This window comes from Cryobacterium tepidiphilum (assembly GCF_003716325.1).
Taxonomy (GTDB): domain Bacteria; phylum Actinomycetota; class Actinomycetes; order Actinomycetales; family Microbacteriaceae; genus Cryobacterium; species Cryobacterium tepidiphilum.
This window is the reverse complement of sequence record NZ_RDSR01000019.1, coordinates 35659-60810: the sequence shown is the minus strand read 5'-3', so window position 1 is coordinate 60810 and position 25152 is coordinate 35659. Positions and strand designations below refer to the sequence as shown.

18 protein-coding genes are annotated in these 25152 nt (G+C 70.6%); 15 read left to right on the top strand and 3 right to left on the bottom strand.

Annotated features, from left to right (window positions below):
- Positions 1-1172 (top strand): HNH endonuclease signature motif containing protein (locus EEJ31_RS11140; protein ID WP_158603950.1); only part of this gene is annotated, 1172 nt, incomplete at its 5' end.
- 52 nt (positions 1173-1224) lie between these two features.
- Here the strand turns inward: EEJ31_RS11140 and glgB are convergent.
- Together glgB and EEJ31_RS11130 are read right to left on the bottom strand one after the other, a co-directional pair.
- Positions 1225-3579 (bottom strand): 1,4-alpha-glucan branching protein GlgB, encoded by a 2355-nt coding sequence (glgB, locus tag EEJ31_RS11135; RefSeq protein WP_123046361.1) that lies wholly within the window; start codon positions 3577-3579, stop codon positions 1225-1227.
- A 4-nt stretch (positions 3580-3583) separates the two neighbouring features.
- Positions 3584-5629, bottom strand: coding sequence for an alpha-1,4-glucan--maltose-1-phosphate maltosyltransferase (locus EEJ31_RS11130; RefSeq protein ID WP_123046367.1), 2046 nt, complete (start codon positions 5627-5629; stop codon positions 3584-3586).
- 90 nt (positions 5630-5719) lie between these two features.
- Between EEJ31_RS11130 and glgP the strand changes: the two genes are divergently transcribed.
- A complete protein-coding gene (gene glgP, locus EEJ31_RS11125; protein WP_123046366.1) occupies positions 5720-8293 on the top strand; it encodes an alpha-glucan family phosphorylase in 2574 nt (857 codons plus the stop codon).
- A 28-nt stretch (positions 8294-8321) separates the two neighbouring features.
- Here the strand turns inward: glgP and glgX are convergent, their stop codons facing one another.
- Entirely contained in the window at positions 8322-10355 is a 2034-nt protein-coding gene (gene glgX, locus EEJ31_RS11120) for a glycogen debranching protein GlgX (protein WP_123046360.1), read from the bottom strand.
- A 33-nt stretch (positions 10356-10388) separates the two neighbouring features.
- Here glgX and EEJ31_RS11115 point away from each other — a divergent pair, with 33 nt between their 5' ends.
- The 13 genes from EEJ31_RS11115 (at position 10389) to EEJ31_RS11055 (ending at position 25143) form a co-directional block, all read left to right on the top strand.
- A complete protein-coding gene (locus EEJ31_RS11115) occupies positions 10389-11582 on the top strand; it encodes a cysteine desulfurase family protein (RefSeq protein ID WP_123046359.1) in 1194 nt (397 codons plus the stop codon).
- A 107-nt stretch (positions 11583-11689) separates the two neighbouring features.
- The gene (mnmA, locus tag EEJ31_RS11110) at positions 11690-12829 is read left to right on the top strand and encodes a tRNA 2-thiouridine(34) synthase MnmA (protein WP_123046358.1); all 1140 of its coding nucleotides are present in this window, start codon (positions 11690-11692) and stop codon (positions 12827-12829) included.
- 128 nt (positions 12830-12957) lie between these two features.
- Positions 12958-15222, top strand: coding sequence for an NAD-dependent DNA ligase LigA (gene ligA / locus EEJ31_RS11105; RefSeq protein ID WP_123046357.1), 2265 nt, complete (start codon positions 12958-12960; stop codon positions 15220-15222).
- Positions 15223-15279: 57 nt separating this feature from the next.
- Positions 15280-15576 (top strand): Asp-tRNA(Asn)/Glu-tRNA(Gln) amidotransferase subunit GatC, encoded by a 297-nt coding sequence (gatC, locus tag EEJ31_RS11100; protein WP_123046356.1) that lies wholly within the window; start codon positions 15280-15282, stop codon positions 15574-15576.
- A gap of 3 nt (positions 15577-15579) precedes the next feature.
- Positions 15580-17127 (top strand): Asp-tRNA(Asn)/Glu-tRNA(Gln) amidotransferase subunit GatA, encoded by a 1548-nt coding sequence (gene gatA, locus EEJ31_RS11095; RefSeq protein WP_123046355.1) that lies wholly within the window; start codon positions 15580-15582, stop codon positions 17125-17127.
- Complete coding sequence (gene gatB, locus EEJ31_RS11090; RefSeq protein WP_123046354.1) at positions 17127-18626, top strand: Asp-tRNA(Asn)/Glu-tRNA(Gln) amidotransferase subunit GatB; 1500 nt, start codon at positions 17127-17129, stop codon at positions 18624-18626. The genes gatA and gatB overlap by 1 nt, the downstream gene beginning before the upstream one ends.
- A gap of 6 nt (positions 18627-18632) precedes the next feature.
- Positions 18633-19748 carry a VIT1/CCC1 transporter family protein gene (locus EEJ31_RS11085; protein ID WP_199727332.1) on the top strand — a complete coding sequence of 372 codons (1116 nt, stop codon included), beginning with the start codon at positions 18633-18635 and terminating at the stop codon, positions 19746-19748.
- 12 nt (positions 19749-19760) lie between these two features.
- Positions 19761-20198: a pyrimidine dimer DNA glycosylase/endonuclease V gene (locus tag EEJ31_RS11080; RefSeq protein ID WP_123046353.1), complete on the top strand. Its 438-nt coding sequence runs from the start codon at positions 19761-19763 to the stop codon at positions 20196-20198.
- 25 nt (positions 20199-20223) lie between these two features.
- A complete protein-coding gene (locus EEJ31_RS11075) occupies positions 20224-21474 on the top strand; it encodes a DNA polymerase IV (RefSeq protein WP_123046352.1) in 1251 nt (416 codons plus the stop codon).
- Between the two features lie 190 nt (positions 21475-21664).
- Positions 21665-22291: an ECF transporter S component gene (locus EEJ31_RS11070; RefSeq protein WP_123046351.1), complete on the top strand. Its 627-nt coding sequence runs from the start codon at positions 21665-21667 to the stop codon at positions 22289-22291.
- A gap of 2 nt (positions 22292-22293) precedes the next feature.
- Complete coding sequence (locus EEJ31_RS11065) at positions 22294-23796, top strand: ABC transporter ATP-binding protein (protein WP_233563854.1); 1503 nt, start codon at positions 22294-22296, stop codon at positions 23794-23796.
- Positions 23793-24584 carry an energy-coupling factor transporter transmembrane component T family protein gene (locus EEJ31_RS11060; RefSeq protein WP_123046350.1) on the top strand — a complete coding sequence of 264 codons (792 nt, stop codon included), beginning with the start codon at positions 23793-23795 and terminating at the stop codon, positions 24582-24584. The genes EEJ31_RS11065 and EEJ31_RS11060 overlap by 4 nt, the downstream gene beginning before the upstream one ends.
- Positions 24571-25143, top strand: coding sequence for a nucleoside/nucleotide kinase family protein (locus EEJ31_RS11055; RefSeq protein ID WP_123046349.1), 573 nt, complete (start codon positions 24571-24573; stop codon positions 25141-25143). Before EEJ31_RS11060 ends, EEJ31_RS11055 begins: the two co-directional genes overlap by 14 nt.
- Positions 25144-25152 lie beyond the last annotated feature (9 nt).

Below are 25152 nucleotides of genomic sequence, written 5' to 3'. Positions count from 1 at the left end.
GGCGAAGGCTCCGGCTCGGCAAGAACTTCCGGTCCGGGATGACGCTGACCGGGGAACCGATCCCGGCCGCGTTCCCCGTCATCGGCGCGGCGGTCGCGGCGGGGGCGCTGGGGTTGGATGGGGCGGATGCGATCATCACCGTGCTCACCCCGGGACTGCCGCGCGTGCACCCCGACCAGCTCGGCCTGGCCGAGGCGGCCCTCGTCGCCGCCGCGACCGGCACCAGCGGGGAAGACAGCGGGGAAGACAGCGGCGAAGACGGCGGGGTGCCGGTGTCCGCGGACCTCTCCCGCGTCCAGGCGGCCCTCTGGCTAGCGCACCTCAACCCCGACGGGGCAGAGCCCCGCGAAGTACAGGCCATGCAGAACCGGGGCCTGCGCTTCGGACGCGAACAAGGCGGGCTCATCCCGGTGACGGGAATGCTGATGCCCGAGACCGCCGCTGCCGCCAAACGCGTCATCGACGCGTATATGAGCCCGCGCACTGCGCCGGTCGCGTTCATCGACGAAGAACTCGCCGCCCGCGGTGAGACCCGCGACCCGGGCGACACGCGCACCCCGGACCAGAAACGGCACGACATCTTCGCCGTCATCGTCGCCACCGCCGCGAAAGCCACCGAAACCCCCACCATCGCCGGAGACGCCCCCACCGTGCTCGTCAGCGTCCGCCAGGAAGACCTGGCAGCGAACCGGGGTGTGGGTCACATCGACGGAGTGGAGACACCCATCTCGATGGACGCGGTGCGGCAGATGATCTGCGCCGGCGGACTCCAAAAAGTCGTCCTCAAGAAAAACGGCAAGATCGTCGAACTCGGCACCAAGGAACGCACCTTCAACCGGGCCCAACGCCGCGCGATCATGCTCCGCGACGGCGGCTGCATCATTCCCGGCTGTGACATCCCCGCCGCGTGGACCGAAATCCACCACGTCTGGCCCGACCGGGACGGCGGACCCACCCACACGAGCAACGGTGTCTGTTTGTGCTGGTTCCACCACCGCACGATCGAGACCTCGGGGTGGGAGATCCGCATGATCGACGGGTCCCCACAGATCAAAGCCCCACCCTGGATCGACAGAACCGGCCGATGGCGACCCGCCACGAAGTCACCCACCCGCCTCACCGACCAGCTCGAACAGCTCGACCAACTCGAAGGACGCGAGACCGGTCGATAGGGGCGCCTCCGGCGTATCGTTCCTCCCGTGCGCGCGCTCGTCAGTGGAGGCGTCAGTGGGCCCGGCGAGCGGCTCGCTTACCGCTTGCGGTGCCGGGCTCGGTGACACTCGCATCCGCTGTGGTGGCCGGGGTGTCGTCGGCCGCGTAACGCAGCCACAGCGCGCCGAGCGGTGGCAGGGTGAGGGCGGCGGAAGCCGGGCGCCCGTCCCACGGTTCTGCGACGGAGTCGACCCCGCCCAGGTTGCCCACGCCGGACCCGCCGTACTCGGCGGCATCCGTGTTCAGAATCTCCTCCCAGCGCCCGGTGTGGGGGAGCCCCACCCGGTAGTGGTCGTGCGGTTGGCCGGAGAAGTTGAACAGGCAGGCGATCGGGTGGCCGTTGGTGTCCTTGCGGAGGAAGGTGACCACGTTCGCGTTGGCAGCGCCGCCGTCGATCATCTCGAATCCCTCAGGGGTGTTGTCGCGGTCCCAGAGTGCGGGGTTCGCCACGTACAACCGGTTCAGCTGGGCCACGAGGTGGAAGAGTCCGCGGTGGGCGGGCTGGTCGAGTGTCCACCAGTCAAGGCCGCGCTCCTCGCTCCACTCCGAGCGCTGACCGAACTCCTGCCCCATGAACAGGAGTTGCTTGCCCGGGTGCGACCACATGAAGGCGAGGTACACGCGCACGTTCGCGAGTTGCTTCCACGGGTCGCCGGGCATCTTCGACACCAGCGATCCCTTGCCGTGTACGACCTCGTCGTGGCTGATGGGAAGCACATAGTTCTCGCTGAACGCGTAGACGAACGAGAAGGTGATCTGGTTGTGGTGGTGGGCACGGTACATCGGGTCGACCTGCATGTACTGCAGTGAGTCGTGCATCCACCCCATGTTCCACTTGAGGCCGAAGCCGAGGCCCCCGGCCGAGGTCGGTGCGGTGACACCGGGCCAGCTGGTGGACTCCTCGGCGATCACGACCGTGCCTGGGTTCCGCCGGTACGACGTCGCCGTCACCTCCTGCAGCAGGCTGATCGCCTCGAGGTTCTCGCGACCACCGTGAATGTTCGGCAGCCACTCACCCTCATTCCGGGAGTAGTCGAGGTACAGCATGGAGGCCACGGCGTCGACACGCAGGCCGTCGATGTGGAACTCCTCCAGCCAGTACAGCGCATTGGCGACCAGGAAGTTGCGCACCTGCGGCTGACCGAAGTCGAAGATGTAGGTGCCCCAGTCCATCTGCTCGCCACGACGGGGGTCGGGGTGCTCGTACAGGGCCTGCCCGTCGAACCGGGCCAGCGCCCAATCGTCCTTCGGGAAGTGCCCGGGCACCCAGTCCATGATCACGCCGATGCCCGCCTGGTGCAGCCGGTCGATCAGGTAACGCAGGTCGTCGGGATGCCCGAACCGGCTGGTGGGAGCGTAATACCCGGTGACCTGATAGCCCCACGAGCCGCCGAACGGATGCTCCGCGAGCGGCATGAACTCGACGTGCGTGTACGCCAGCTCCTGCAGGTACCCGATCAGCTGCTCCGCCACCTCGCGGTAGCCGAGCCCCGGCCTCCACGAGCCGAGGTGCATCTCGTAGATGCTCATGGGGGCGTTGTGCGGGTCGGTGGCCGCCCGCCGGGCCAGCCACGCGTCATCCTGCCAGTCATAGCCGCTCTGCCCGACGACGGATGCCTGCCCCGGCGGGAGCTCCGTGTACCGGGCCAACGGGTCGGCCTTCTGCAGCCACCGGCCGTCCTGGCTGAGGATCTCGTATTTGTACTTCGAGCCGGGTTCGAGACCCGGGACGAACAGCTCCCAGACGCCCGTCGAGCCCATGGTGCGCATGGAGTGCAGGACGCCGTTCCAGCGGTTGAAGTCGCCGATGACGCGCACGGACTGCGCGTGCGGGGCCCACACCGCGAAGGACGTGCCGGTCGTGCGGCCGTTCACCGACGGCTGTTCGCCGTAGTGGGAGCCGAGGACGTCCCACAGCTGCTCGTGTCGGCCTTCGCCCAGCAGGTGCAGGTCGAGCTCGCCGAGCGTCGGCGCATAGCGGTACGGGTCGTCGATCACCCACGCGGGTGCGCCGTCGTAGTGCGCCTCGAGGAGGTAGTCGCTGATCCCGGCCGTGCTGACGCCCTGCCAGATGCCGTGGCCAAGGTGGTGAAGCTCCACCCGTTCGCCGGACTCCAGGACCGCGGTGACGCCCGAGGCGAACGGCCTGAGCGCGCGGATCACCACGACCGGGTCACGCCCGGGAACGTCGACGAGGTGCTGACCGAGCACGGAGTGCGGGTCGTAGTGGCTTCCGGCGCCGATGGTCTCGAGTGCCACGTCGGAGATCTCGGGGAGCACGGCCGGATCCACCGGGGGTGCGCTCCGGCGGCGGAGGAGGCCGGGCTTCGACGGGGTGGATGGTGTGTCCGGCGTCTTCGGGGTCATCTTGTCAACCTTCCTGACTCAGGACCTGCAGGATGTGCACGGGTTCATGGAACGGGTCGAGGCGCACATAGTTGTCTCCCGACCAGGTCCAGGTCGAGCCGGTGACGAGGTCGCGTACCTGGTACGGCGTGTCCCGCGCCAACCCGAACCGGGTGACGTCCAGGTGAACCGTGGTCTCCCGCACACTGTGCGGGTCGACGTTCGCGACGATGATGAGCGCGTCCGGCTGCCCGGTGCCGGTGTACTGCCCGCCCAGGAACTTGCTGTAGACGACGATGGACTCGTCGTCGCTGCGGTGCACGTCGAGGTTCCGCAGCTGGCGCAGTGCCGGGTGCTCGGCACGGATGCCGTTCAGTCGCGTGATGTAGGGCGCCAACGATGCGCCGGCTTCCTCAGCCCGGGCGAAATCGCGGGGGCGGTACTCGTACTTCTCGTTGTCGATGCTCTCTTCGGCTCCCGGCCTGGCCACGCTCTCGTAGAGCTCGAAACCGGCGTAGACGCCCCACAGCGGACTGGCGGTCGCGGCGAGAGCGGCGCGGATCTTGAACGCGGCCGGGCCGCCGAACTGCAGGTACTCGGTGAGGATGTCGGGGGTGTTGACGAACAGGTTCGGGCGCAGGAAGTCCGCCGTGTCGTGCGCGAGTTCGTCGAAGTACTCCTCGATCTCCTTCTTCGTGTTGCGCCAGGTGAAGTACGTGTACGACTGCTGGAAGCCCACCTTCGCGAGCGCCTGCATCACGGCCGGCCGGGTGAACGCCTCGGCGAGGAACACCACGTCGGGCGATTCCCGGTTCACCGTCTCGATCAGCCACTCCCAGAACTCGAGGGGCTTGGTGTGCGGGTTGTCGACGCGGAAGATCGAGACTCCGAGGCCGATCCAGTGCCGCACGATGCGCAGCACCTCGGCGCGGATGCCCTCCGGGTCGTTGTCGAAGTTGATGGGGTAGATGTCCTGGTACTTCTTCGGCGGGTTCTCCGCGTAGGCGATCGAACCGTCCGGAAGCGTGGTGAACCACTCCGGATGCTCGGTCACCCACGGGTGGTCGGGCGACGCCTGCAGCGCGAGGTCGAGGGCGACCTCGAGGCCGAGTTTGTCGGCCTGTCGGAGGAAATGACTGAAGTCGTTGACGGTGCCGAGATCGGGGTGGATGGCGTCGTGCCCGCCCTCGGCGGAGCCGATCGCCCAGGGCGACCCGGGGTCGTTCGGTCCGGCGTCGAGGGTGTTGTTGGGTCCCTTGCGAAAGGAGCGTCCGATCGGGTGGATGGGCGGCAGGTAGACGACGTTGAAGCCCATGTCCGCCACCGCGGGGAGGCGCTTGGCCGCGGTGCGGAACGTGCCGCTGGTCCAGGAGCCGTCGGGGTGGCGCACCGCGCCCTCGGAGCGCGGGAAGAACTCATACCAGGCGCCCACACCCGCTCGCTCCCGTTCCACGATGATCTCCCGGGGCTCCGACACCGTGGAGAGGCTCGCCACCGGCCGGTCGCTGAGCGCGCGTTCCAGCCGCTCGTCGGTGACCAGGGCCAGGCGTTCGTTCACGGGGCGTCCGGTGTCGACAAGGCCATCGGCGATTTGGCCCAGCACCGCCCGCTCGTCGTCGGGGCGGGCGGCGTCGGCAGCGGCCCCACCGAGCAGGTGCGAACCGATGAGGAACATCAGCTCCACGTCGACGCCGGCGGGGATCTTGACGGATGCGTTGTGCTGCCACGTCGCGACGTCATCGGCCCAGGCGCGCACCCGGAAGCTCCACTTGCCGGGGGTTGCCAGCTGGGCCTCGGTACGCCAGGTGTCGGTGCCGACCGCCGCCGCCGTCATCCGGTGCCGGGTCTCGGTTCCTGCGGGATCGGTCAGCAGCAGGGTGACGCCGATCAGGTCGTGCCCCTCACGGAAGGCAGTCGCCGAGAACGGCACCACCTCGCCCGCGAAGGCCCGCACGGGCCACCGGTTCTCGGGCAGGGACGGCCTGAGGTCGAGCACGGGAATTCGCCCGGCCTTGGTCGCCGGGGCCTGGCGGCCGGGCTGCCGGGCAGGGGCTGACGGGGTCTTCGCTATCCTTGCCACATCACCGACCGTAGCGCGAAATGTGGTCAATGGCGTAGGGATCGTCACGCTTCGGAACAGGTGCGCCGTAGTGTGGGTGTCGTGAAGGCGATACGTAAATTTACGGTCCGAGCAGTGCTGCCCGAGCCCCTGGCGGCGCTGAAAGAACTCGCGGGGAACCTCCGCTGGTCGTGGCACGAGCCCACGAGGCAGTTGTTCGAGCACATCTCCCCGGAACTGTGGAGCAGCTGCGGGCAGGATCCCGTGGCCCTTCTCGGCGCGGTCGATCCGGCCCGGTTGGAGGAGCTGGCCCGCGACAGCGACTACGTCGCGGGCGTGGAGGAGGTGCGCCGCGGCCTGCACGAGTACCTGGAGGAGCCCCGCTGGTACCAGGGCCTGAAGGGGGAGAAGCCCAAGGGCATCGCCTACTTCTCGCCCGAATTCGGGATCGCCGCCGCGCTGCCGCAATACTCGGGCGGCCTCGGAATCCTGGCCGGCGACCACCTGAAGAGCGCGTCCGACCTCGGTCTTCCGCTGGTCGGCGTTGGCCTGTTCTATCGGGCCGGCTATTTCAGCCAGTCCATCTCGCCGGAGGGCTGGCAGCTGGAGAGCTACCCGGTGCAGGACCCCGACGGGCTGCCGCTCTCGGTGCTGCGCCACCCCGACGGCTCGGCTGCCCACGTCTCGCTGGCGCTGCCCGACGACCGCGTGCTGCACGCACGCGTCTGGCTGGCGGCCGTCGGCCGGATCACGCTGCTGCTGCTCGACACCGACATCCCCGACAACCCCGACGAGCTGCGCACCGTCACCGACCGGCTCTACGGCGGCGGCGGTGAGCACCGGCTGCTGCAGGAGCTCCTGCTCGGTATCGGTGGCGCCCGCGCGGTGCGGCTGTGGACATCGCTGGCCGGGCGTCCAGCCCCCGACGTGTTCCACACCAACGAGGGCCACGCCGGATTCCTCGGTCTGGAGCGGATCTCCCGCCTCATCGGCGAGGGCCTGACCTTCAACGAAGCCCTGCAGGTCGCCCGCGCGGGCACCGTGTTCACGACCCACACGCCGGTTCCCGCCGGCATCGACCGGTTCGACATGGGGCTGGTTGAACGGTACTTCTCCTCGGGTCTCCTGCCGGGCGTCGACGTCGCCGACGTGCTCGCCCTGGGCGCTGAGAACTACCCGGGCGGTTCGCCGGGCACCTTCAACATGGCCATCATGGGCCTCCGGCTCGGCCAGCACGCCAACGGCGTGTCGAAGTTGCACGGGCAGGTGAGCCGCCGCATGTTCAACGGCCTGTGGCCGGGCTTCGACCCAGACGACGTGCCGATCACCTCGATCACGAACGGGGTGCATCCGCCGACCTGGACGGACGAGGCGCTCGTCACCCTGGCCGAGGAGAAACTGGGGACGGCCCACACCTCCACGGCCGACTGGGCCTCGACCGCCGTATCCGACCAAGACCTGTGGACGGCGAGGAAGCGGATGCGCGAGCAGTTCGTGCTCGACGCCCGGCGGCGGCTGATCGAGGCGTGGCGCGAGCAGAACAAGGGGCTGGTGCCGCCGTCGTGGATGAGCCAGGTGTTCGACCCCGACGTGCTCACCATCGGATTCGCCCGCCGGGTGCCCACCTACAAGCGGTTGACGCTCATGCTGCACGACCCGGAGCGGCTGCGCGCGATGCTCACGCACCCCGAGCACCCGGTGCAGATCGTGATCGCCGGCAAGTCGCACCCCGCCGACGAGGAGGGCAAGCGGCTCATCCAGAAGATCGTGCAGTTCGCCGAAGACCCGGAGATCCGCACCCGGATGGCGTTCCTGCCCGACTACAACATCCAGATGGCCAAGGTCATGTACCCGGGCACCGACGTCTGGCTGAACAACCCGCTGCGCCCGCTCGAGGCGTGTGGCACGTCGGGCATGAAGGCGGCGCTGAACGGCGTGCTCAACCTGTCGATCCTCGACGGCTGGTGGCCGGAGTACTACGACGGCCAGAACGGCTGGGCGATCCCGTCGGCCGACTCGGCGATGGACGCCGCCGAACGCGACGAGCTCGAGGCCGACGCGCTGTACGACCTGATCGAGCACCAGGTGGCGCCCTCGTTCTACGAGCGCGACGGCGATGACGAGCTGCCCAGGCGCTGGGTGAAGGCGATCCGGCACACGCTCTCCGAGCTGTCGCCGGAGCTGTCGGCGGACCGCATGGTGCGCGAGTACGTCGAGCGGATGTACCGGCCCGCGCAACACTATGCGTCACTGCTGGGCGCCAACGAATATGAGCAGGCGCGGGAACTGGCCCGGTGGAAGGAGCGTATCCACCGCGAGTGGCCGCGCGTCGCCGTCACCCACGTCGAGTCCGGCGGCATGCAGCAGATTCCGCAGGTGGGCGACGAGCTGCACCTTCGCGCGCACATCGCCCTCGGCGGCCTGGAGCCGTCGGATGTGCGGGTGGAGGTCGTGTACGGGCAGAGCCGGAACGGTGACGAGCTGGCCAACACGCGCGTGCACGGCCTCACGGTCGAGCCGCATCCGAACGTGACCATCTCCGACGGCAGCACGCTGTTCACCGGCACGGTCACCCTGGAGCGCGCCGGCGGTTTCGGCTACACGGTGCGCGTCGTGCCGCAGAACGACCTGCTGGTCAGCCCCGCCGAGATGGGTCTCGTGGCGGTCGCCCACTAGCGTCGGCTCTTGGCGTGCGGGATGCGCCTCAGGAGACGACGAACAGCTGCAGCGACATGGCCGAGACCGGCACGACGGCTCCGGGAGCGAGGGTTTCCGGGGCCGTCTCCTCGTCGCGGGCGGAGTCCCAGGCGAGCGTGTAGCCGCGGATGCCCGACTGCCGGGGGAGCGTCACCGTCTCGTCGCGGTCCTGCCCGTGCACCACGAGAAGCACCGCGTTGGCCGGCTCCGCCCCGGCATCCGTCGCGGCCGCGTATTGGACGGTGCGGGCCGATCCCCACGCGTCGGGCGACATCCGCTGGCCCTGCTCGTCGTACCAGTCCACGTGCGCCGCACCCGGCACGGACTCACCGTCGATGCCGACGCGGGACGGGCGGAGCGCCGGGTTCCTGCGCCGGAGGGTGAGGAGCGCCCGCGTGGCCCGGTAGAGGTCCTGCTGCCACGGCTCGAGGTTCCAGTCCAGCCAGGTGAGTTCGCTGTCGCGGCAGTAGGGGTTGTTGTTGCCGCGCTGGCTGCGGCCGAACTCGTCGCCCGCTGTGATCATCGGCACGCCCGCCGAGAGCAGCAGGGAACCCAGCAGGTTGCGCATCGAGCGGCGACGGCCCGCGAGGATGGCCGGATCGGTCGTGATCCCCTCGGCGCCGTGGTTGTACGACGCGTTGTTGTCGGTGCCGTCGCGGTTGGATTCGCCATTGCCGATGTTGTGCTTGACGTTGTACGTGACGAGGTCGGCGAGGGTGAACCCGTCGTGGGCGGTGACGAAATTGACGGATGCGAGCGGGGATCGTTCCGCGGTGAAGACGTCGGCCGAGCCGGTGAGCCGGTCGGCCACGGCCCCGAGGCCCCCGGCGGTGGCGCCGGACCGTGTCGCGTGGAGATCGGCCAGCCAGAAGGCGCGCATCCGGTCGCGGAAGTGGTCGTTCCACTCCGACCACCCGGCGGGGAATGACCCGGTCTGCCAGCCGTCCGGGCCGAGGTCCCACGGCTCGGCGATGAGCTTGACGCCGGCGAGGGCCGGGTCGTCGCGGATGGCCGTGAGGAGCTCATGGTCGGGGTGGAACACGGTGTTCTCGTCCCGGCCGAGCGCCACGGCCAGGTCGAACCGAAATCCGTCGACCTGCACCTCGTTCGCCCAGTAGCGCAGCGCGTCCAGGACCAACCGCGCCGGGACGGCGTGGCCGGTGTTCAGGGTGTTGCCGCAGCCGGTGACGTCGATGTACGCGCCGTCCGCCCCCTGCCGGTAGTAGGCGGCATTGTCGATGCCGCGAAACGTGATGGTGGGGGTTCCCCGCTGTTCTTCGGCGGTGTGGTTGAAGACCACGTCGAGGATCACCTCGAGGCCGGCGGCGTGGAGGGCACGCACCATGCCCTTGAATTCGTCGAGGATCGCCTGGGGGCCGGCCTGCTGCGCATCGATGGACGCATATCCGGCGTGCGGGCTGAAGAAGTTGAGGGTGTTGTACCCCCAGTAGTTGGTCAGGCCCTGCTTCACCAGGCGGCGCTCCGACACGAAGGCGTGCACGGGCAGCAACTCGACGGCGGTGACCCCGAGGTCCTTGAGGTGGGCGATGGTGCGCTTGTGCGCCAGCCCGGCATAGCTGCCGCGAAGCTCCGGCGGCACGTCCGGGTTGAGGTTGCTCATGCCCTTGACGTGCGCCTCGTAGATCACGGTGCGCTCCAGCGGCGTCGCCGGCTTGGCCACGCCCTGCCAGTCGAACGTGTCGTCGACCACCACGGAACGCCACTCGTTGCTGCCGACGTGGATGAGTCCCTTGGCATACGGGTCGATGAGCGTCTTCTCTGCCCGGAACGCGTGCGTGGGGGCCATCGGCCCGGAGACGCGGATGCCGTATCGGCGGCCGGGAACGAGCGTGCGCGAGCGGGCCGACCACACGTTCTCGGCGCCGCGGTGCATGGGGATGGTGCGGACGATCCAGAACGGATCGTTGTCGTCGTAGATGCAGAGCTCCATCGCATCCGCCGCCTCTGACCAGACCCGCAGCTCGCCACCGGCGGCGGTGACCCGCACACCGAGGTTGCGCAGGGCATCCGGTGCAGTCATGAGTTCTAGAGTAAGCGCTCTAAAATTAGGCGCATGGCCGTCTACCTTGACCACGCGGCGACGACGCCCATGCTGCCCGCCGCCATTGCGGCGTACACCGAGGCGATGAGTCTCGTCGGGAACCCGGCGTCGATCCACAGCCAGGGCCAGAACGCCAAGCGGATGCTGGAGGAGGCTCGCGAGGCCGTGGCGGCGAGCGTGGGGTGCGACCCGATCGAGGTGGTGTTCACGAGCAGCGGGACCGAGTCGGTGAACCTGGCGCTCAAGGGCCTGTTCTGGGCGCGTTCGCCGAGGCGTCGCATCCTCGTGCCCGGCGGGGAACACCACGCGACCATGGACACGGTGGAGTGGCTGGCAGCGCATGACAGCGCCGTGATCGAGTGGCTGCCGGTGGATCACGACGGGCTCGTCGACCTGGCGGCGCTCGCCGCGGCCATCGAACGCGACCCGGACGGCATCGCCCTCGTGACGCTGCTCGCCGCGAACAACGAGGTGGGAACCATCCAGCCGGTCGCCGAGGTGGCAGCGCTCGCCGCGCAGCACGGGATCCCGGTGCACGTCGACGCCGTGTCCGCGTACGGGCACCTGCCCATCGACTTCTCCGCGCTGCGGGCTGCCGGGGTCTCGGCGCTCAGCATCTCCGCCCACAAGATCGGCGGACCGGTGGGCATCGCCGCACTGGTGCTCTCGCGCACCGCGACCGTCGTGCCGCTCCTGCACGGCGGCGGACAGCAGCGCGGGGTGCGAAGCGGCACCCAGGATGTCGCGGCGGCGGTGGCCTTCGCGACCGCGGCATCCGTTGCCACAGGCGACCTGGACGCCGAGAACCGGCGCCTGGCGGGCCTCCGCGACCGACTGATCGCGGGCGTGCAGGGGAGTGTGCCCGGCGCGGTGCTGAACGGCGCGTCCGGCGACGGCCGGCTGCCCGGGAACGCCCACTTCAGCTTTCCGGGCTGCGAGGGGGACTCCCTCTTGTTCCTCCTCGACGCCGCCGGGGTGAGCGTGTCGACCGGGTCGGCGTGCCAGGCGGGCATCCCGGAGCCGTCGCACGTGCTGCGTGCCATGGGCCGGAGCGAAGACGAGGCGCGCGGCGCGTTGCGGGTCACGCTCGGGCGCACCACAACGGATGCCGACGTCGACGCCTTCCTCGCCGCCCTCCCGGCCGCGCACGCGCAGGCCGCCCGCGCCGGCCTCGCCGCCCGCGCCCCCGCCCCGTTCCGTGAGTGAGCAGTTTTTGCGGGAATAGCGGCCGCGGGTTCGTTCCCGTAAAAAGTGCTCACTCGCGCCCGGTCAGTGGGGGCGAGCGCCCAGGGAGCGGTGCTTAGACTTGGGGGATGAAGGTTCTGGCGGCGATGAGTGGCGGGGTCGACTCCGCGGTGGCGGCGGCCCGCGCCGTCGAGGCGGGGCACGAGGTGGTGGGCGTGCACCTGGCCCTCAGTCGCATGCCGGGCACGCTCCGCACCGGCAGCCGCGGCTGCTGCACCATCGAAGACTCCATGGACGCGCAGCGTGCCGCGAACATCATCGGCATCCCGTACTACGTGTGGGACTTCTCGGAGCGCTTCAAGCTCGACGTCGTCGACGACTTCATCGCCGAATACGCCGCCGGCCGCACCCCCAACCCGTGCATGCGCTGCAACGAGCGCATCAAGTTCGCCGCACTGCTCGAGAAGGCGCTCGCCCTCGGCTTCGACGCCGTCGCGACCGGACATTACGCGAGCATCACAACGGATGCCGACGGCAACCGTGAATTGCACCGCGCCGCCGCTTGGGCGAAGGACCAGTCCTACGTGCTCGGCGTGCTCACCGCCGACCAGCTCGCGCACTCCATGTTCCCGCTCGGCGCCACGCCGTCGAAGGCCGAAGTGCGGGCTGAGGCGGCCGAGCGCGGCTTCTCGGTGGCGAACAAGCCCGACTCGCACGACATCTGCTTCATCCCCGACGGCGACACCCGCGGCTGGCTCGCGGACCGCGTCGGGGCGGAGCGCGGCGACATCCTCGACCGCACCGGCGCCAAGCTCGGCGTGCACGAGGGCGCGACGGCCTACACGGTCGGCCAGCGCCGGGGCCTCCAAATCGGCACCCCCGCGGCCGACGGCAAGCCCCGGTTCGTGCTCGAGGTGCGACCCGTGACCAACACGGTTGTGGTCGGCCCCAAGGAAGCGCTCGCCATCGGCGAGATCGCGGGCACGAAATACACCTGGGCCGGGAAGGCGCCGGAGACGCCCGAGGTGGCGTTCGACTGTGAGGTGCAGATCCGCGCCCACGCCGACCCGGTGCCGGCCGTGGCCCAGGTCGTCCCCGTGCCCGACGGCTCCGACTCCGCCCCCGGCGCGCTCGAGCTCAGGATCACCCCCGCCGAGCCGCTGAACGGCGTCGCCCCCGGCCAGACCGCCGTCGTCTACGTCGGCACCCGCGTGCTCGGCCAGTGCACCATCGACCGCACGGTCTCCGCGGTCCCCGTCCCCGCCTGACCCCTCCCCACCGCGCACTGCGTCGCGTGAGGGGACAGGATTCCCTAGTCGCGCGGCGTCCGCACTAGGTAAACGTGGCCCCTCACGGGCGGATACCCGCGCGGAAGCAGCGTCGGTAGGCTGAGGGCGTGGCAGACACCTACGCACCCGGCGAACTCGACGCGGCCCGCGCCGAGGCCCAGCGGCTGACCTCCCGCATCCTGGAACTGCGCGAGGCGTACTACGAGAACGATGCGGCCATCGCCTCCGACCAGGAGTACGACGGCCTCATGCACCGGCTCGAAGAGATCGAGCACCTCTTCCCCGAGCTGCAGGGCCAGGACAGCCCCACCCAGACCGTCGGCGGCCGGGCGCAGACGCTCTTCGACCCGGTCGTGCACGCCGAGCGGATGCTGAGTCTCGACAACGTCTTCTCCATACCCGAGTTCCTCGCCTGGGCCGCACGCGTCGAGCGGGACTCCGCCCGGTCGGTGCACTATCTCTGCGAGCTCAAGATCGACGGGCTCGCCATCAACCTCCGCTTCGAGAACGGCGTGCTCGTCACGGCCGCGACTCGCGGCGACGGCGTGGTCGGCGAGGACGTGACGGAGAACATCGCCTACGTGCCCGGCATCCCGAAGCGCCTGGCCGGTACCGGACATCCGCCGCTCGTCGAGGTACGCGGTGAGGTCTTCTTCCCCGTCGAGGCGTTCCGCGAGCTCAACGCCGGCCAGGCGGCATCCGGTGAACGCATCTTCGCCAACCCGCGCAACGCCGCCAGCGGCTCGTTGCGGCAGAAGGCGGAGGGCAAGAACCAGGCCCAGCTGGCACTCATGCACGCCAGGCTCAGCCGGCTGCGCATGCTCGTGCACGGGCTCGGCGCCTGGCAGAACCCGCCCGTCGCCTCCCAGTCCGAGATGTACGAGCTGCTGGCCGGTTGGGGCCTGCCCACCAGCACCCACTACCGGGTGGTGCACGAGGCAACGGATGCCGCCGGCTTCATCGATCACTACGGCGAGCACCGGGCCAGCGTCGAGCACGAGATCGACGGCATCGTCGTCAAGGTCGACGAGCTCGCCCTGCACCAGGAGCTCGGCGCCACCAGCCGCGCCCCCCGGTGGGCCATCGCCTACAAGTACCCGCCGGAAGAGGTCAACACGAAGCTCCTCGACATCGTCGTGAGCGTGGGCCGCACCGGCCGGGCCACCCCGTTCGCGGTCATGGAGAAGGTGCGGGTCAGCGGCTCCGAGGTGCGCCAGGCGACCCTGCACAACCAGGACGTCGTGAAGGCCAAGGGCGTCTTGATCGGCGACACCGTCGTGCTGCGCAAGGCCGGCGACGTGATCCCCGAGGTGCTCGGGCCGGTGGTGGAGCTCCGCGACGGCACCGAACGCGAATTCGTCATGCCGACGAACTGCCCGGAGTGCGGCACCCCGCTAGCCCCCGCCAAGGAGGGCGACGTCGACCTCCGCTGCCCGAACGCCCGCAGCTGCCCCGCACAGGTGCGCGGTCGGGTGGAGCACATCGGCTCGCGCGGCGCCCTCGACATCGAAGCCCTCGGCGAGGTGTCCGCCGCGGCCCTGACCCAGCCCACGGTGCCGGCCGAGCCGCCGCTGCCCACCGAGGCCGGGCTGTTCGGCCTCACCATCGACGACCTGCTGCCCATCGGGGTCGTGGTGCGCGACGCGGAGACCGGGTTGCCCAAGGAAGACGAGGACGGCAGCCTGCGCATGCGCACGCCGTTCCGCCGCAACCCGAGCGCTGCCGAGAAGAAGCAGGGCCTGACCGGCCCGCAGCCCTCCTCCAGCGCGCTCACACTCCTGGCGGAGATCGAACGCGCCAAGAGCAGTCCGTTGTGGCGCCTCCTGGTCGCCCTCAGCATCCGCCATGTCGGCCCCGTCGCCGCACGCGCCCTCGGGAACTACTTCGGTTCGCTCGACGCGATCCGCTCGGCGTCCCGCGAGCAGCTGGCCGAGGTCGAAGGGGTGGGCGGCGTCATCGCCGACGCCCTCATCGACTGGTTCGACGTGGACTGGCACCGCGACATCGTCGACCAGTGGGAACGAGACGGTGTGCAGTTCTCCACGCCCGGCCACCCCGGCCCGGGCGCCGCCGCGGCCGCCGGGGGAGTGCTCGCCGGACTCACGGTGGTCGCCACCGGCTCCCTGGAGGGGTTCACCCGGGAGGAAGCCCAGGAGGCGATCCTCGCCGCGGGCGGCAAGTCCGCCTCGAGCGTGTCGAAGAAGACCGACTTCGTCGCCGCCGGCCCGGGAGCCGGCTCGAAGCTGGCCAAGGCCGAGGCGCTGGGCCTGCGCATCATCGACGCCGAGGGCTTCAGGAAGCTGTTGGCCGAGGGCCCGGCCGCATTCGAGGATGCCCCGGCCCCGGAGCCGGAGGAGAGCCCGGCCGAATAGGGCCCAGGCCAGCCGAATAGAATTGGGGTATCCACCTCGACCAACAATCGGAGTTTCATGTCTGAAATCACGGCCGAGCAGGTTGCCCACCTGGCACACCTCGCCCGGATCGACCTCAGCCCGGAGGAGATCGACCACCTCACCGCCGATCTCGTGCAGATCGTCGACTCGGTGGCGAAGGTCTCCGAAGTGGCCACGCCCGACATCCCGGCCACAAGCCACCCGATGCCGCTGACCAATGTGTTCCGTGAAGACGTCGTTCGCCCCTCGCTCACGGTGGAACAGGCCCTCTCCGGCGCCCCGGCGCGTGACGGCGACAAGTTCCGTGTGCCCGCGATCCTGGACGAGGAGTAACGCATGAGCGACCTGATCAAACTTCCCGCGGCCACCCTCGGCGCGATGCTCTCCGACGGCTCGGTGAGCGCCGTCGAGGTGACCCGTGCGCACCTCGACCACATCGACGCGGTCGACGCCGACATCCACGCGTTCCTGCACGTGGCACGCCAGTCCGCCCTCGACACCGCAGCGGCGGTCGACGCGCGTCGCGGTGCGGGCGAGGAGCTCGGCCCCCTTGCCGGCGTGCCGATCGCCATCAAGGATGTCCTCGCCACGCGGGACATGCCCACGACGTCGGGCTCGAAGATCCTCGAGGGCTGGATTCCGCCGTACGATGCCACCGTCGTCGCGCGGCTCCGCGCCGCCGACCTGGTCCCGCTCGGCAAGACCAACATGGACGAGTTCGCCATGGGCTCCTCGACCGAACACTCCGCCTACGGTCCCACCCGCAACCCGTGGGACCTCGAGCGCATCCCCGGCGGCTCCGGCGGCGGCTCCGCCGCAGCGGTCAGCGCCTTCGAGGCGCCGCTCGCGCTCGGCAGCGACACCGGCGGGTCCATCCGGCAGCCCGCCGCGGTCACCGGGTCGGTGGGGGTCAAGCCCACCTACGGCGGCGTGTCCCGCTACGGCGCCATCGCCCTGGCTTCCTCGCTCGACCAGGTCGGTCCCGTCTCCCGCACGGTGCTCGACTCGGCCCTGCTGCACGACGTCATCGGCGGCTACGACCCGCTCGACTCCACCTCGCTCACGAGCGCCTGGCCGTCCATGGCCGCCGCCGCGCAGGCCGGGCTCGCCGACGGCGCGCTTGCCGGCATGCGCGTCGGCGTGGTGAAGGAGTTGAACGGCGCCGGGTTCCAGGCCGGCGTCACCCAGCGCTTCGAGGAGACCCTCGCGCTGCTCTCCGCCGCGGGCGCCGAGATCGTGGAGGTGAGCGCCCCCAACTTCGAGTACGCGGTCGCGGCCTACTACCTGATCCTCCCTGCCGAGGCCTCCAGCAACCTGGCCCGCTTCGACTCGGTGCGCTTCGGCATCCGCGTGAACCCGGAGGACGGCCCGCTCACGAGCGAGCGCGTCATGGCGGCCACCCGCGAAGCCGGATTCGGCCCCGAGGTCAAGCGCCGCATCATCCTCGGCACCTACGCCCTCTCCGCCGGGTACTACGACGCGTACTACGGCAGCGCCCAGAAGGTACGCACCCTCATCCAGCGCGACTTCGACGCGGCGTTCGAGTCGGTCGACGTGCTGGTGTCTCCGAGCGCCCCGACCACCGCGTTCCGGTTCGGTGAGAAGCTCGCCGACCCGATGGCCATGTACCTCAACGACATCACCACCATCCCGGCGAACCTCGCCGGCGTGCCCGGCATGGGGCTTCCGATGGGCCTCGCCCCCGAGGACGGTCTCCCCACCGGCCTGCAGGTGATGGCCCCGGCCGGGGAGGACGCCCGGCTCTACACCTTCGGTGCCGCACTGGAGCAGCTGCTGGAAGCCAGCTGGGGAGGCCCCCTGCTCAGCCAGGCTCCCGTGCTGACACCGACCGAAATGTTCGCCAGCGAAGAAGGAGCCGTCTGATGGCGAAAGCCCGCCTGATGGACCTCGACAAGGCCCTCGAACTCTACGAGCCGGTGCTCGGCTTCGAGGTGCACGTCGAGCTCAACACCAAGACCAAGATGTTCTGCGGCTGCGCGAACGAGTTCGGCCAGGGTGCCAACACCAACACCTGCCCCACCTGCCTCGGACTCCCCGGCGGCCTGCCGCAGGTGAACCAGCAGGCCATCGAGTCGAGCATCCGCCTGGGCCTCGCCCTCGGTTGCGAGATCGCCGAGTACTCCCGGTTCGCCCGCAAGAACTACTTCTACCCCGACACGGCGAAGAACTTCCAGACCTCGCAATACGACGAGCCGATCGCGTTCAACGGCGCACTCACCATCGAACTCGAGAGCGGCCGTGAGGTGACGATCGAGATCGAGCGCGCCCATATGGAGGACGACGCCGGCAAGCTGACCCACAAGGGCGGGGCGACCGGCCGCATCCACGGTGCCGAGTACTCGCTCGTCGACTACAACCGCGGTGGCGTGCCGCTGGTCGAGATCGTCACGCGCATGATCGAGGGCGGCGAAGCGGATTCTCCGGAGATCGCCAAGACGTATGTCGCCTCGGTGCGCGAGATCGTCAAGGCCCTCGGCGTGTCCAACGCGCGCATGGAGGAGGGCAACGTGCGCTGCGACGTCAACCTGTCGCTGCGGCCGCGCGGCTCCGGACAGCTCGGCACCCGCACCGAGACGAAGAACGTCAATTCGCTGCGCTCGATCGAGCGTGCCGTGCGTTACGAGATCCAGCGGCAGGCGGCCGTGCTCGAGGCCGGCGGCACCATCACGCAGGAGACGCGGCACTGGCACGAGGACACCGGGATGACCAGCCCTGGGCGGCCGAAGTCCGACGCCGACGACTACCGCTACTTCCCCGAGCCCGACCTGGTGCCCGTCGCCCCGTCACGGGAATGGGTGGAGGAGCTCCGCGCCACGTTGCCCGAACCGCCGGCGGCCCGGCGCAAGCGACTGCAGGCAGAGTGGGGCTTCACAGCGCTCGAGTTCCAGGACGTCGTCAACTCCGAACTCCTCGACCTGGTCGAGGCCACCATCGCCGCTGGCGCGTCCGCGCCAGCCGCGCGCAAGTGGTGGACCGGCGAGATCGCCCGGCTCGCCAACGCGCAGGGCGTGGCCGCCGACACCCTCGTCGCCCCGGCGCAGGTGGCCGCCCTCATCGAACTCGTCGATGCGGGAACCCTCACCGACCGGCTCGCCCGGCAGGTGCTCGAAGGGGTCATCGCGGGCGAAGGCACCCCGGTCGAGGTCGTCGAGAAGCGCGGCCTCGCCGTCGTCTCCGACGACACCGCGCTCATCGCCGCCATCGACGAGGCGCTTGCGGCGCAGCCCGACGTGCTCGCCAAGATCCGCGACGGCAAGGTCCAGGCGGCCGGTGCCGTCATCGGCGCCGTCATGAAGGCGATGAAGGGGCAGGCGGATGCCGCGCGGGTGCGTGAACTCGTCCTGGAGCGTTCGGCCGGCTAGGCGGCGATGAACGCGACACTCCCGATGACCCCGGCCGAGCCCACGGCGGCGGAGATCCGCCGCTGGCAGCAGTACCTTGCCGACGAGCAGGCGGAGGCCGCGGTGTACCGCGACCTCGCCTCCCGGCGCAGCGGCGAGGAGCGGGAGATCCTCCTCGCTCTCGCAGAGGCGGAGGGCCGCCACGAAGCGCACTGGCGGGAGCTCCTCGGGGACCGCGTGGGCACCGCCCGCCGGGGAGCCGTGCGCACCCGCGTGCTCGGCTTCCTCGCCCGCCGGTTCGGGTCGGTCTTCGTGCTCGCGCTGGCGCAGAGCGCGGAGGCGCGGTCGCCGTACGAGGCCGACGTCGACGCGACGGATGCCATGGCCGCCGACGAGCGCATCCACGAGGAGGTCGTGAGGGGGCTCGCCGCCCGGGGGCGCAAGCGGCTCTCGGGCACGTTCCGTGCCGCGGTCTTCGGCGTCAACGACGGACTGGTCAGCAACCTCGCCCTCGTGCTCGGCGTCGGCGCGACCGGCATCCCGGCGACCGCCGTGCTGTTCACCGGGCTCGCCGGGCTCCTCGCCGGCGCCCTGTCGATGGGCGCGGGGGAGTACGTGTCGGTGCGATCGCAGCGCGAGCTGCTGGAGGCATCCACGCCGAGCCCCCAGGCGCACACCGCGCTTCCGCATCTCGACCTGGAGGCCAATGAACTCGCGCTGGTGTACCGGGCACGCGGCATGTCTCCGGCGGAGGCGCACGCGCACGCCGAAGACATGCTGCGCCAGGTGAACGTCGCAACGGGTGCGCTCGACCTCGCCGAGAACCGCGCCGCGGACGACATCGACGCGGACGAGCACGAGGCAGTCGGCACGGGGTTGAGCGCCGCCATCTCCAGCTTCTGCTTCTTCGCCTCGGGGGCGCTGCTCCCGGTGCTGCCGTACCTGTTCGGCATGTCGGGTGCCGCCGCGATCATCCTCGCGTCGGTGCTCGTGGGACTCGCCCTGCTCGCGACCGGGGCGATCGTCGGACTCCTCTCCGGCGCGCCACCGCTTCGCCGTGCCCTGCGCCAGCTGTTCATCGGTTATGCGGCGGCCGCCATCACCTACGTCCTCGGGCTGCTGTTCGGGGCCTCCCTCTCCTGAGACGGAACCCGAATGAGACTGTGGTCGGTGCATCCGCGCTACCTGGACCGGCAGGCGCTCATCGCCTGCTGGCGGGAGAGCCTGCTGGCCCAGTCGGTTCTCGTCGCCCCGGGGCGAGGGTACAGCCGGCACCCGCAGCTGGAGCGGTTCACGGCGCACGACGAGCCCATCGCCGCGATGGCGCACTTCCTCGCCGCGTACGTCGCCGAGGCGGACGCCCGCGGCTACCGCTTCAACCGGGAGAAGATCGTCGGCGACGCGGTCGCGCCCGTCGCGCCGATTCCGCTCGCGACCGGGCAGCTCGCGTACGAGTGGCGGCATCTGACCGGCAAGCTGGCGCTCCGGAGTCCCGAGGTGGCGAGGCGATGGGAGGCCGTGGCCGCACCCGACCCGCATCCGCTGTTCACGCTGCGCGACGGCCCGATCGCGAGCTGGGAGCGCCCCCGATGACACCCGGAACGGCGAGGCGCCGACCGTGAGCAAGCAGGACGGCAGCGGCCGGCAGGTCACCACCGCAACTGTCGACGACAGCGCGGCGACCATCCTGCACGTCGACATGGACGCGTTCTTCGCCTCCGTGGAACTGCTCGATCACCCGGAGCTCGCCGACAAACCCGTCATCGTCGGCCACCGGGCGGGCCGATCGGTCGTGACCGCCGCCAACTACGTGGCGCGTCGCTACGGCGTGAATTCGGCCATGCCCATGTCGGTCGCGCTCCGCCGATGCCCGCAGGCGGTGGTGCTGGAGCCGCACGGCAGCCGCTACCGCGAGTACTCGAAGCGGGTGATGGCGATCTTCGAGGACGTCACGCCACTGGTCGAACCGGTCAGCATCGACGAGGCGTTCCTCGACGTCGCCGGCGCACGCCGCATCCACGGGTCGCCCGCCGAGATCGGCGCGCTGATCCGCCGGCGGGTGGAGGCGGAGACCGGGCTCACCTGCTCGGTAGGGGCTGCAGCCAGCAAGTTCGTCGCCAAGCTCGCCTCCGGGCGGGCGAAACCGAACGGACTCCTGGTCGTGCCGGCGGCGGACACTGTTGCCTTCCTGCATCCGTTGCCCGTTTCGGCGCTCTGGGGCGTCGGCCAGGCCACCGAGCAGGCACTCACCCGGCTCGGCCTGCGGTTGATCGGCGACATCGCGAACACCCCGTTGCCGGTGCTGCAGAAGACGCTCGGCGACGCCTCCGGCAGCAAACTGTACGAGCTTGCCTGGGGCCGCGACCCACGCGAGGTGACGCTGCACCGCGAGGAGAAGAGCGTCGGCCACGAGATGACGTTCGAGCACGATGTGACGGATGCCGCGCGGCTGGGCCGCGAGATCCTGCGGCTGTCGGAGCAGGTCGGGGCCAGGCTTCGCCGGGCGGGCGTCACGGGCCGCACCGTCGTGCTCAAGCTCCGGTACGGCGATTTCACCACCGTCACGCGATCGCGCACGCTCGCCGAGCCGACGGATGTGAGCCGCCGGATCTACGACGAGGCGATGGCGATCTTCGAGCCGCTGGCCGCCTCGCGGCCGCGGGTGCGGCTCATCGGGGTGCGGATGGAGCAGCTGGGCGACGGCGGCGGACTGGGCCTGGCGCTGTGGGACCCCGACGACGACTGGCGTGAGGCGGAACGCGCGGTCGACTCCGTCACCGCCCGCTTCGGCATGGGCATTGTGCAGCCGGCATCGCTCATGACGCCCGGCGCGATCGACCGGCGGCGTCCGGGAGCGTCGCCGCCCTGACCCGCAGGGGTCCCGGCCTGAACGCCGGCAGCGGCGGTATACTAAGAGCTGAAACACGGGAGTCCGGTGAGCCGGGCTGAGAGGAAGGTTCTCAACCTTCGACCGTCGAACCTGATCTGGATCATGCCAGCGCAGGGAGGCCGATCATCTCGTACCCGTGCCCTCATTTCACAACGGAAAGGGCACGACAGTGCACGCATCACTCACCACCCACCAGACTGCCGCACGGACGAAACGCTCCGTCCGCTGGCGGGTCGTCGACATCGTCATCGCCAGCGTCATCGGCGTCGCGAGCGGCCTGGTCTTCGTCGTCTGGAACCAGGCGTACAACCCGCTCTCCGCCCTGCTCTCCCCGGTCATGCCCGGGCTGCAGGCCCTCCTCGGCGGTGGCTGGCTGTTCGCCGGTGTGCTCGGCGGCCTCGTCATCCGGAAGCCCGGCGCCGCCCTGTACACGGAGTTGCTCGCCGCGGTCGTGTCGACCCTCATCGGCAACGAGTGGGCGGCCCTCACCCTGGTCTCCGGCCTGGTGCAGGGCCTCGGCGCGGAGATCATCTTCGCGCTGTTCCTCTACCGGGCGTTCGGGCTGGGCGTCGCCCTTCTCGCCGGGGCCGCCGCCGGCCTCGCCCTCGCGGTCAATGACCTCATCCTCTGGTACCCGGGCTCCGGCGTCGCCTTCGTGAGCATCTACACGGTGTCGTCGATCCTCTCCGGCATCGTGCTGGCCGGACTGCTGTCGTGGTTCGCGGTGCGCGGGCTGGCGCGCACCGGGGCGCTCAGCCGGTTCGCGGCCGGCCGCGAGACGACCGCCCGGGTCTGACGGTGCTCGCGCGCACGCCGGGGGCCCCGGCGTCGGTCGACGCCCACGGCTGGGGGTGGCGGTACGCCGGTCGCCGCGCGTGGGCGGTGAGCGACCTCGACCTGCGCCTCGAGCCCGGGGAGCGTGTGCTGCTGCTCGGCGCGTCCGGCGCCGGCAAGTCCACCGTGCTGCAGGCCCTCGCCGGCGTGCAGGGCGGTGCGGAGGAGGGCGAGGAGACCGGAACGCTCCTCGTCGACGGCGTCGACGCGCGTGGGCGTCATGGCGCGGCGGGGCTCGTGCTCCAGGACCCGGACTCACAGGTCATCCTCGCCCGCGTGGGCGACGACGTGGCCTTCGGGTGCGAGAACCTCGGCGTTCCGCGGGAGCTCATCTGGCCGCGGGTGACCCACGCCCTCGCCATGGTCGGCCTCGACGTGCCGCTCTCGCATCCCACGTCGGCGCTCTCCGGCGGCCAGAAGCAGCGCCTCGCGCTGGCCGGCGTGCTCGCCATGCAGCCCGGGTTGCTGCTTCTCGATGAGCCGACCGCCAACCTCGACCCCGACGGCGTGCGCGAGGTGCGCGCATCCGTTGCCCGCGTGCTCGACGAGACCGGCGCCACGTTCGTCGTGATCGAGCACCGCGTGGCGGTGTGGCAGGACCTCGTCGACCGCGTCGTCGTTCTTGCGCCGGGGGGAGGCGTGCTCGCCGACGGCCGCCCCGACGACGTCCTCTCGACGCACGGCGCCTTCCTCGCCGGGCAGGGCGTCTGGGTGCCGGGGGCCGCACCCCGGCTGCCGGCTCGCACAGCGGATGCCGGTGGGCCCGCCCTGCTGAGGGCCGAGGCCCTCACGGTCGGCCGGTCGCGCTCGGCGCCTGCGCAGTCCGGAGTCGACGTCACCGTCGACGCCGGGGAGGTGCTCGCGGTCACCGGCCCGAACGGGGCGGGCAAGTCGACCCTCGCCCTCACCCTCGGCGGGCTGCTGCCGCCGCTGGCCGGTGTCGTGCGCGCGGAACCGGCGCTCGCGCAGGGGGCCAGCCCCCAGCCCATCCGCTGGACCTCGAAGCAGCTGCTCGGCCGGATCGGCACCGTCTTCCAGGACCCGGAGCACCAATTTCTCACCGGCACTGTGCGGGAAGAACTGGCCGTCGGGCCGCGGGCCCTCGGCCTGGCTGCTGCAGAGGTGAGCGAGCGCGTCGACGCCCTGCTCGCCCGGCTGCGCCTCGACACGCTCGCCGCGGCGAATCCCTTCACGCTCTCCGGTGGCGAGAAGCGGCGGTTGTCGGTGGCCACCGTGCTTGCCGCCCGGCCGCCGCTGCTCCTCCTCGACGAGCCCACCTTCGGCCAGGACTTCGGAACCTGGCAGGAGATTGTCGCGCTGCTTTCCGAACTCGCCGCGAACGGGACCGGGATCGTCGCGGTCTCCCACGACGCGGACTTCGTCGGCGCGCTCGCTGACCGGGAGTATGCCCTGCGCGGCATGCACCAGGATCAGGACCACGGCACGGGATTGCGCGTGCAGCGATGACCCTGCTCGCGCCTGCCGTCGCTCCCGGCCGCGCCGCCGGCATGCGGCGCGTGAATCCGGTAGCCAAGCTCGCCGCGTCGCTCCTCCTCGCGGGGGTGCTCGTGCTCAGCATCGACTGGGTCTCCGCGGCGGTCGCGCTGGCGTGCGAATCCGTGCTGTTCCTCTTCGCCGGCGTCTCCCTGCGCACCTTGGTGCTCCGCACCGTCCCGATCTGGCTGGCGGCCCCCGCCGCGGGAGTCACGACGCTGCTGTACGGCCAGGCCTCCGGGCAGGAGTACTGGGCATTCGGGCTCATCCACGTCACCGACGGGTCGATCGCCCTCGCCGTCGCCACCGCGCTTCGCATCCTCGCGATCGGCCTTCCCGCTGTGGTGCTCTTCATCACCGTCGATCCCACCGACCTGGCCGATGGCCTGGGCCAGGTCCTGCGACTTCCGGCCCGGTTCGTGCTCGGCGGGCTCGCGGGCCTTCGGCTGGTCGGGTTGTTCCTCGAAGACTGGCGTGCCCTGGAGCTGGCACGCCGGGCCCGGGGCGTGGCTGACGGTTCCCGCCTGCGCCGGTTCGCCGGCCAGGCCTTCGCCCTGCTCGTGCTCTCCATCCGCCGTGGCAGCAAGCTCGCCACCGCAATGGAAGCGCGCGGGTTCGGGGCACCGGGGGAGCGCACCTGGGCCCGGCCGTCCGCGTTCGGGGCGCGCGAGTGGGCGCTCGTGGCCGCCGGTGTGCTCGTTGCGGTCCTCGCCACGACCGTGTCGGTGCTCACCGGGAGCTGGAACTTTGTGCTCGGCTGACCGGTCGGCGACAGCGGCGCTGGCTGCCGTGACGGATGCGCCGGGCCGCGACGGGCATCCGTTGGTCGTTCTCATCGATGGTCCCAGCGGCGCGGGCAAGAGCACTCTCGCCGACACCCTCGTCGCTCGCTGGCCGGGCGAAGACGTGCCGACGCTCGTGCGGATGGACGACATCTATCCCGGCTGGCACGGGCTCACGCCCGCCGCCGAGCAGGTCACCGCCGACCTGCTCGAGCCGCTCAGCCACGGCAGGACCGGGCGCTGGCAGCGGTACGACTGGGACGCGGGCCGCGCGGCCGAGTGGCACGAGGTTGCCCCGGGCCGATCCGTCATCGTCGAGGGCTGCGGCACACTGCGTCGCGCCAATGTCGCCCTGTCGGACGTGCGCGTCTGGCTCGGGGCGGATGACGCCCTCCGCAAGGAGCGCGCGCTCGCCCGCGACGGCGCGGTCTTCGCCTCCCACTGGGACCTGTGGCAGCGCGATTGGGACGCGTGGTGTGACCGGGAGTCCCCTGAACGGCAGGCAACGATCCACCTGCGCACCGAGTTTCGGGGCTAGCGTGGAGCC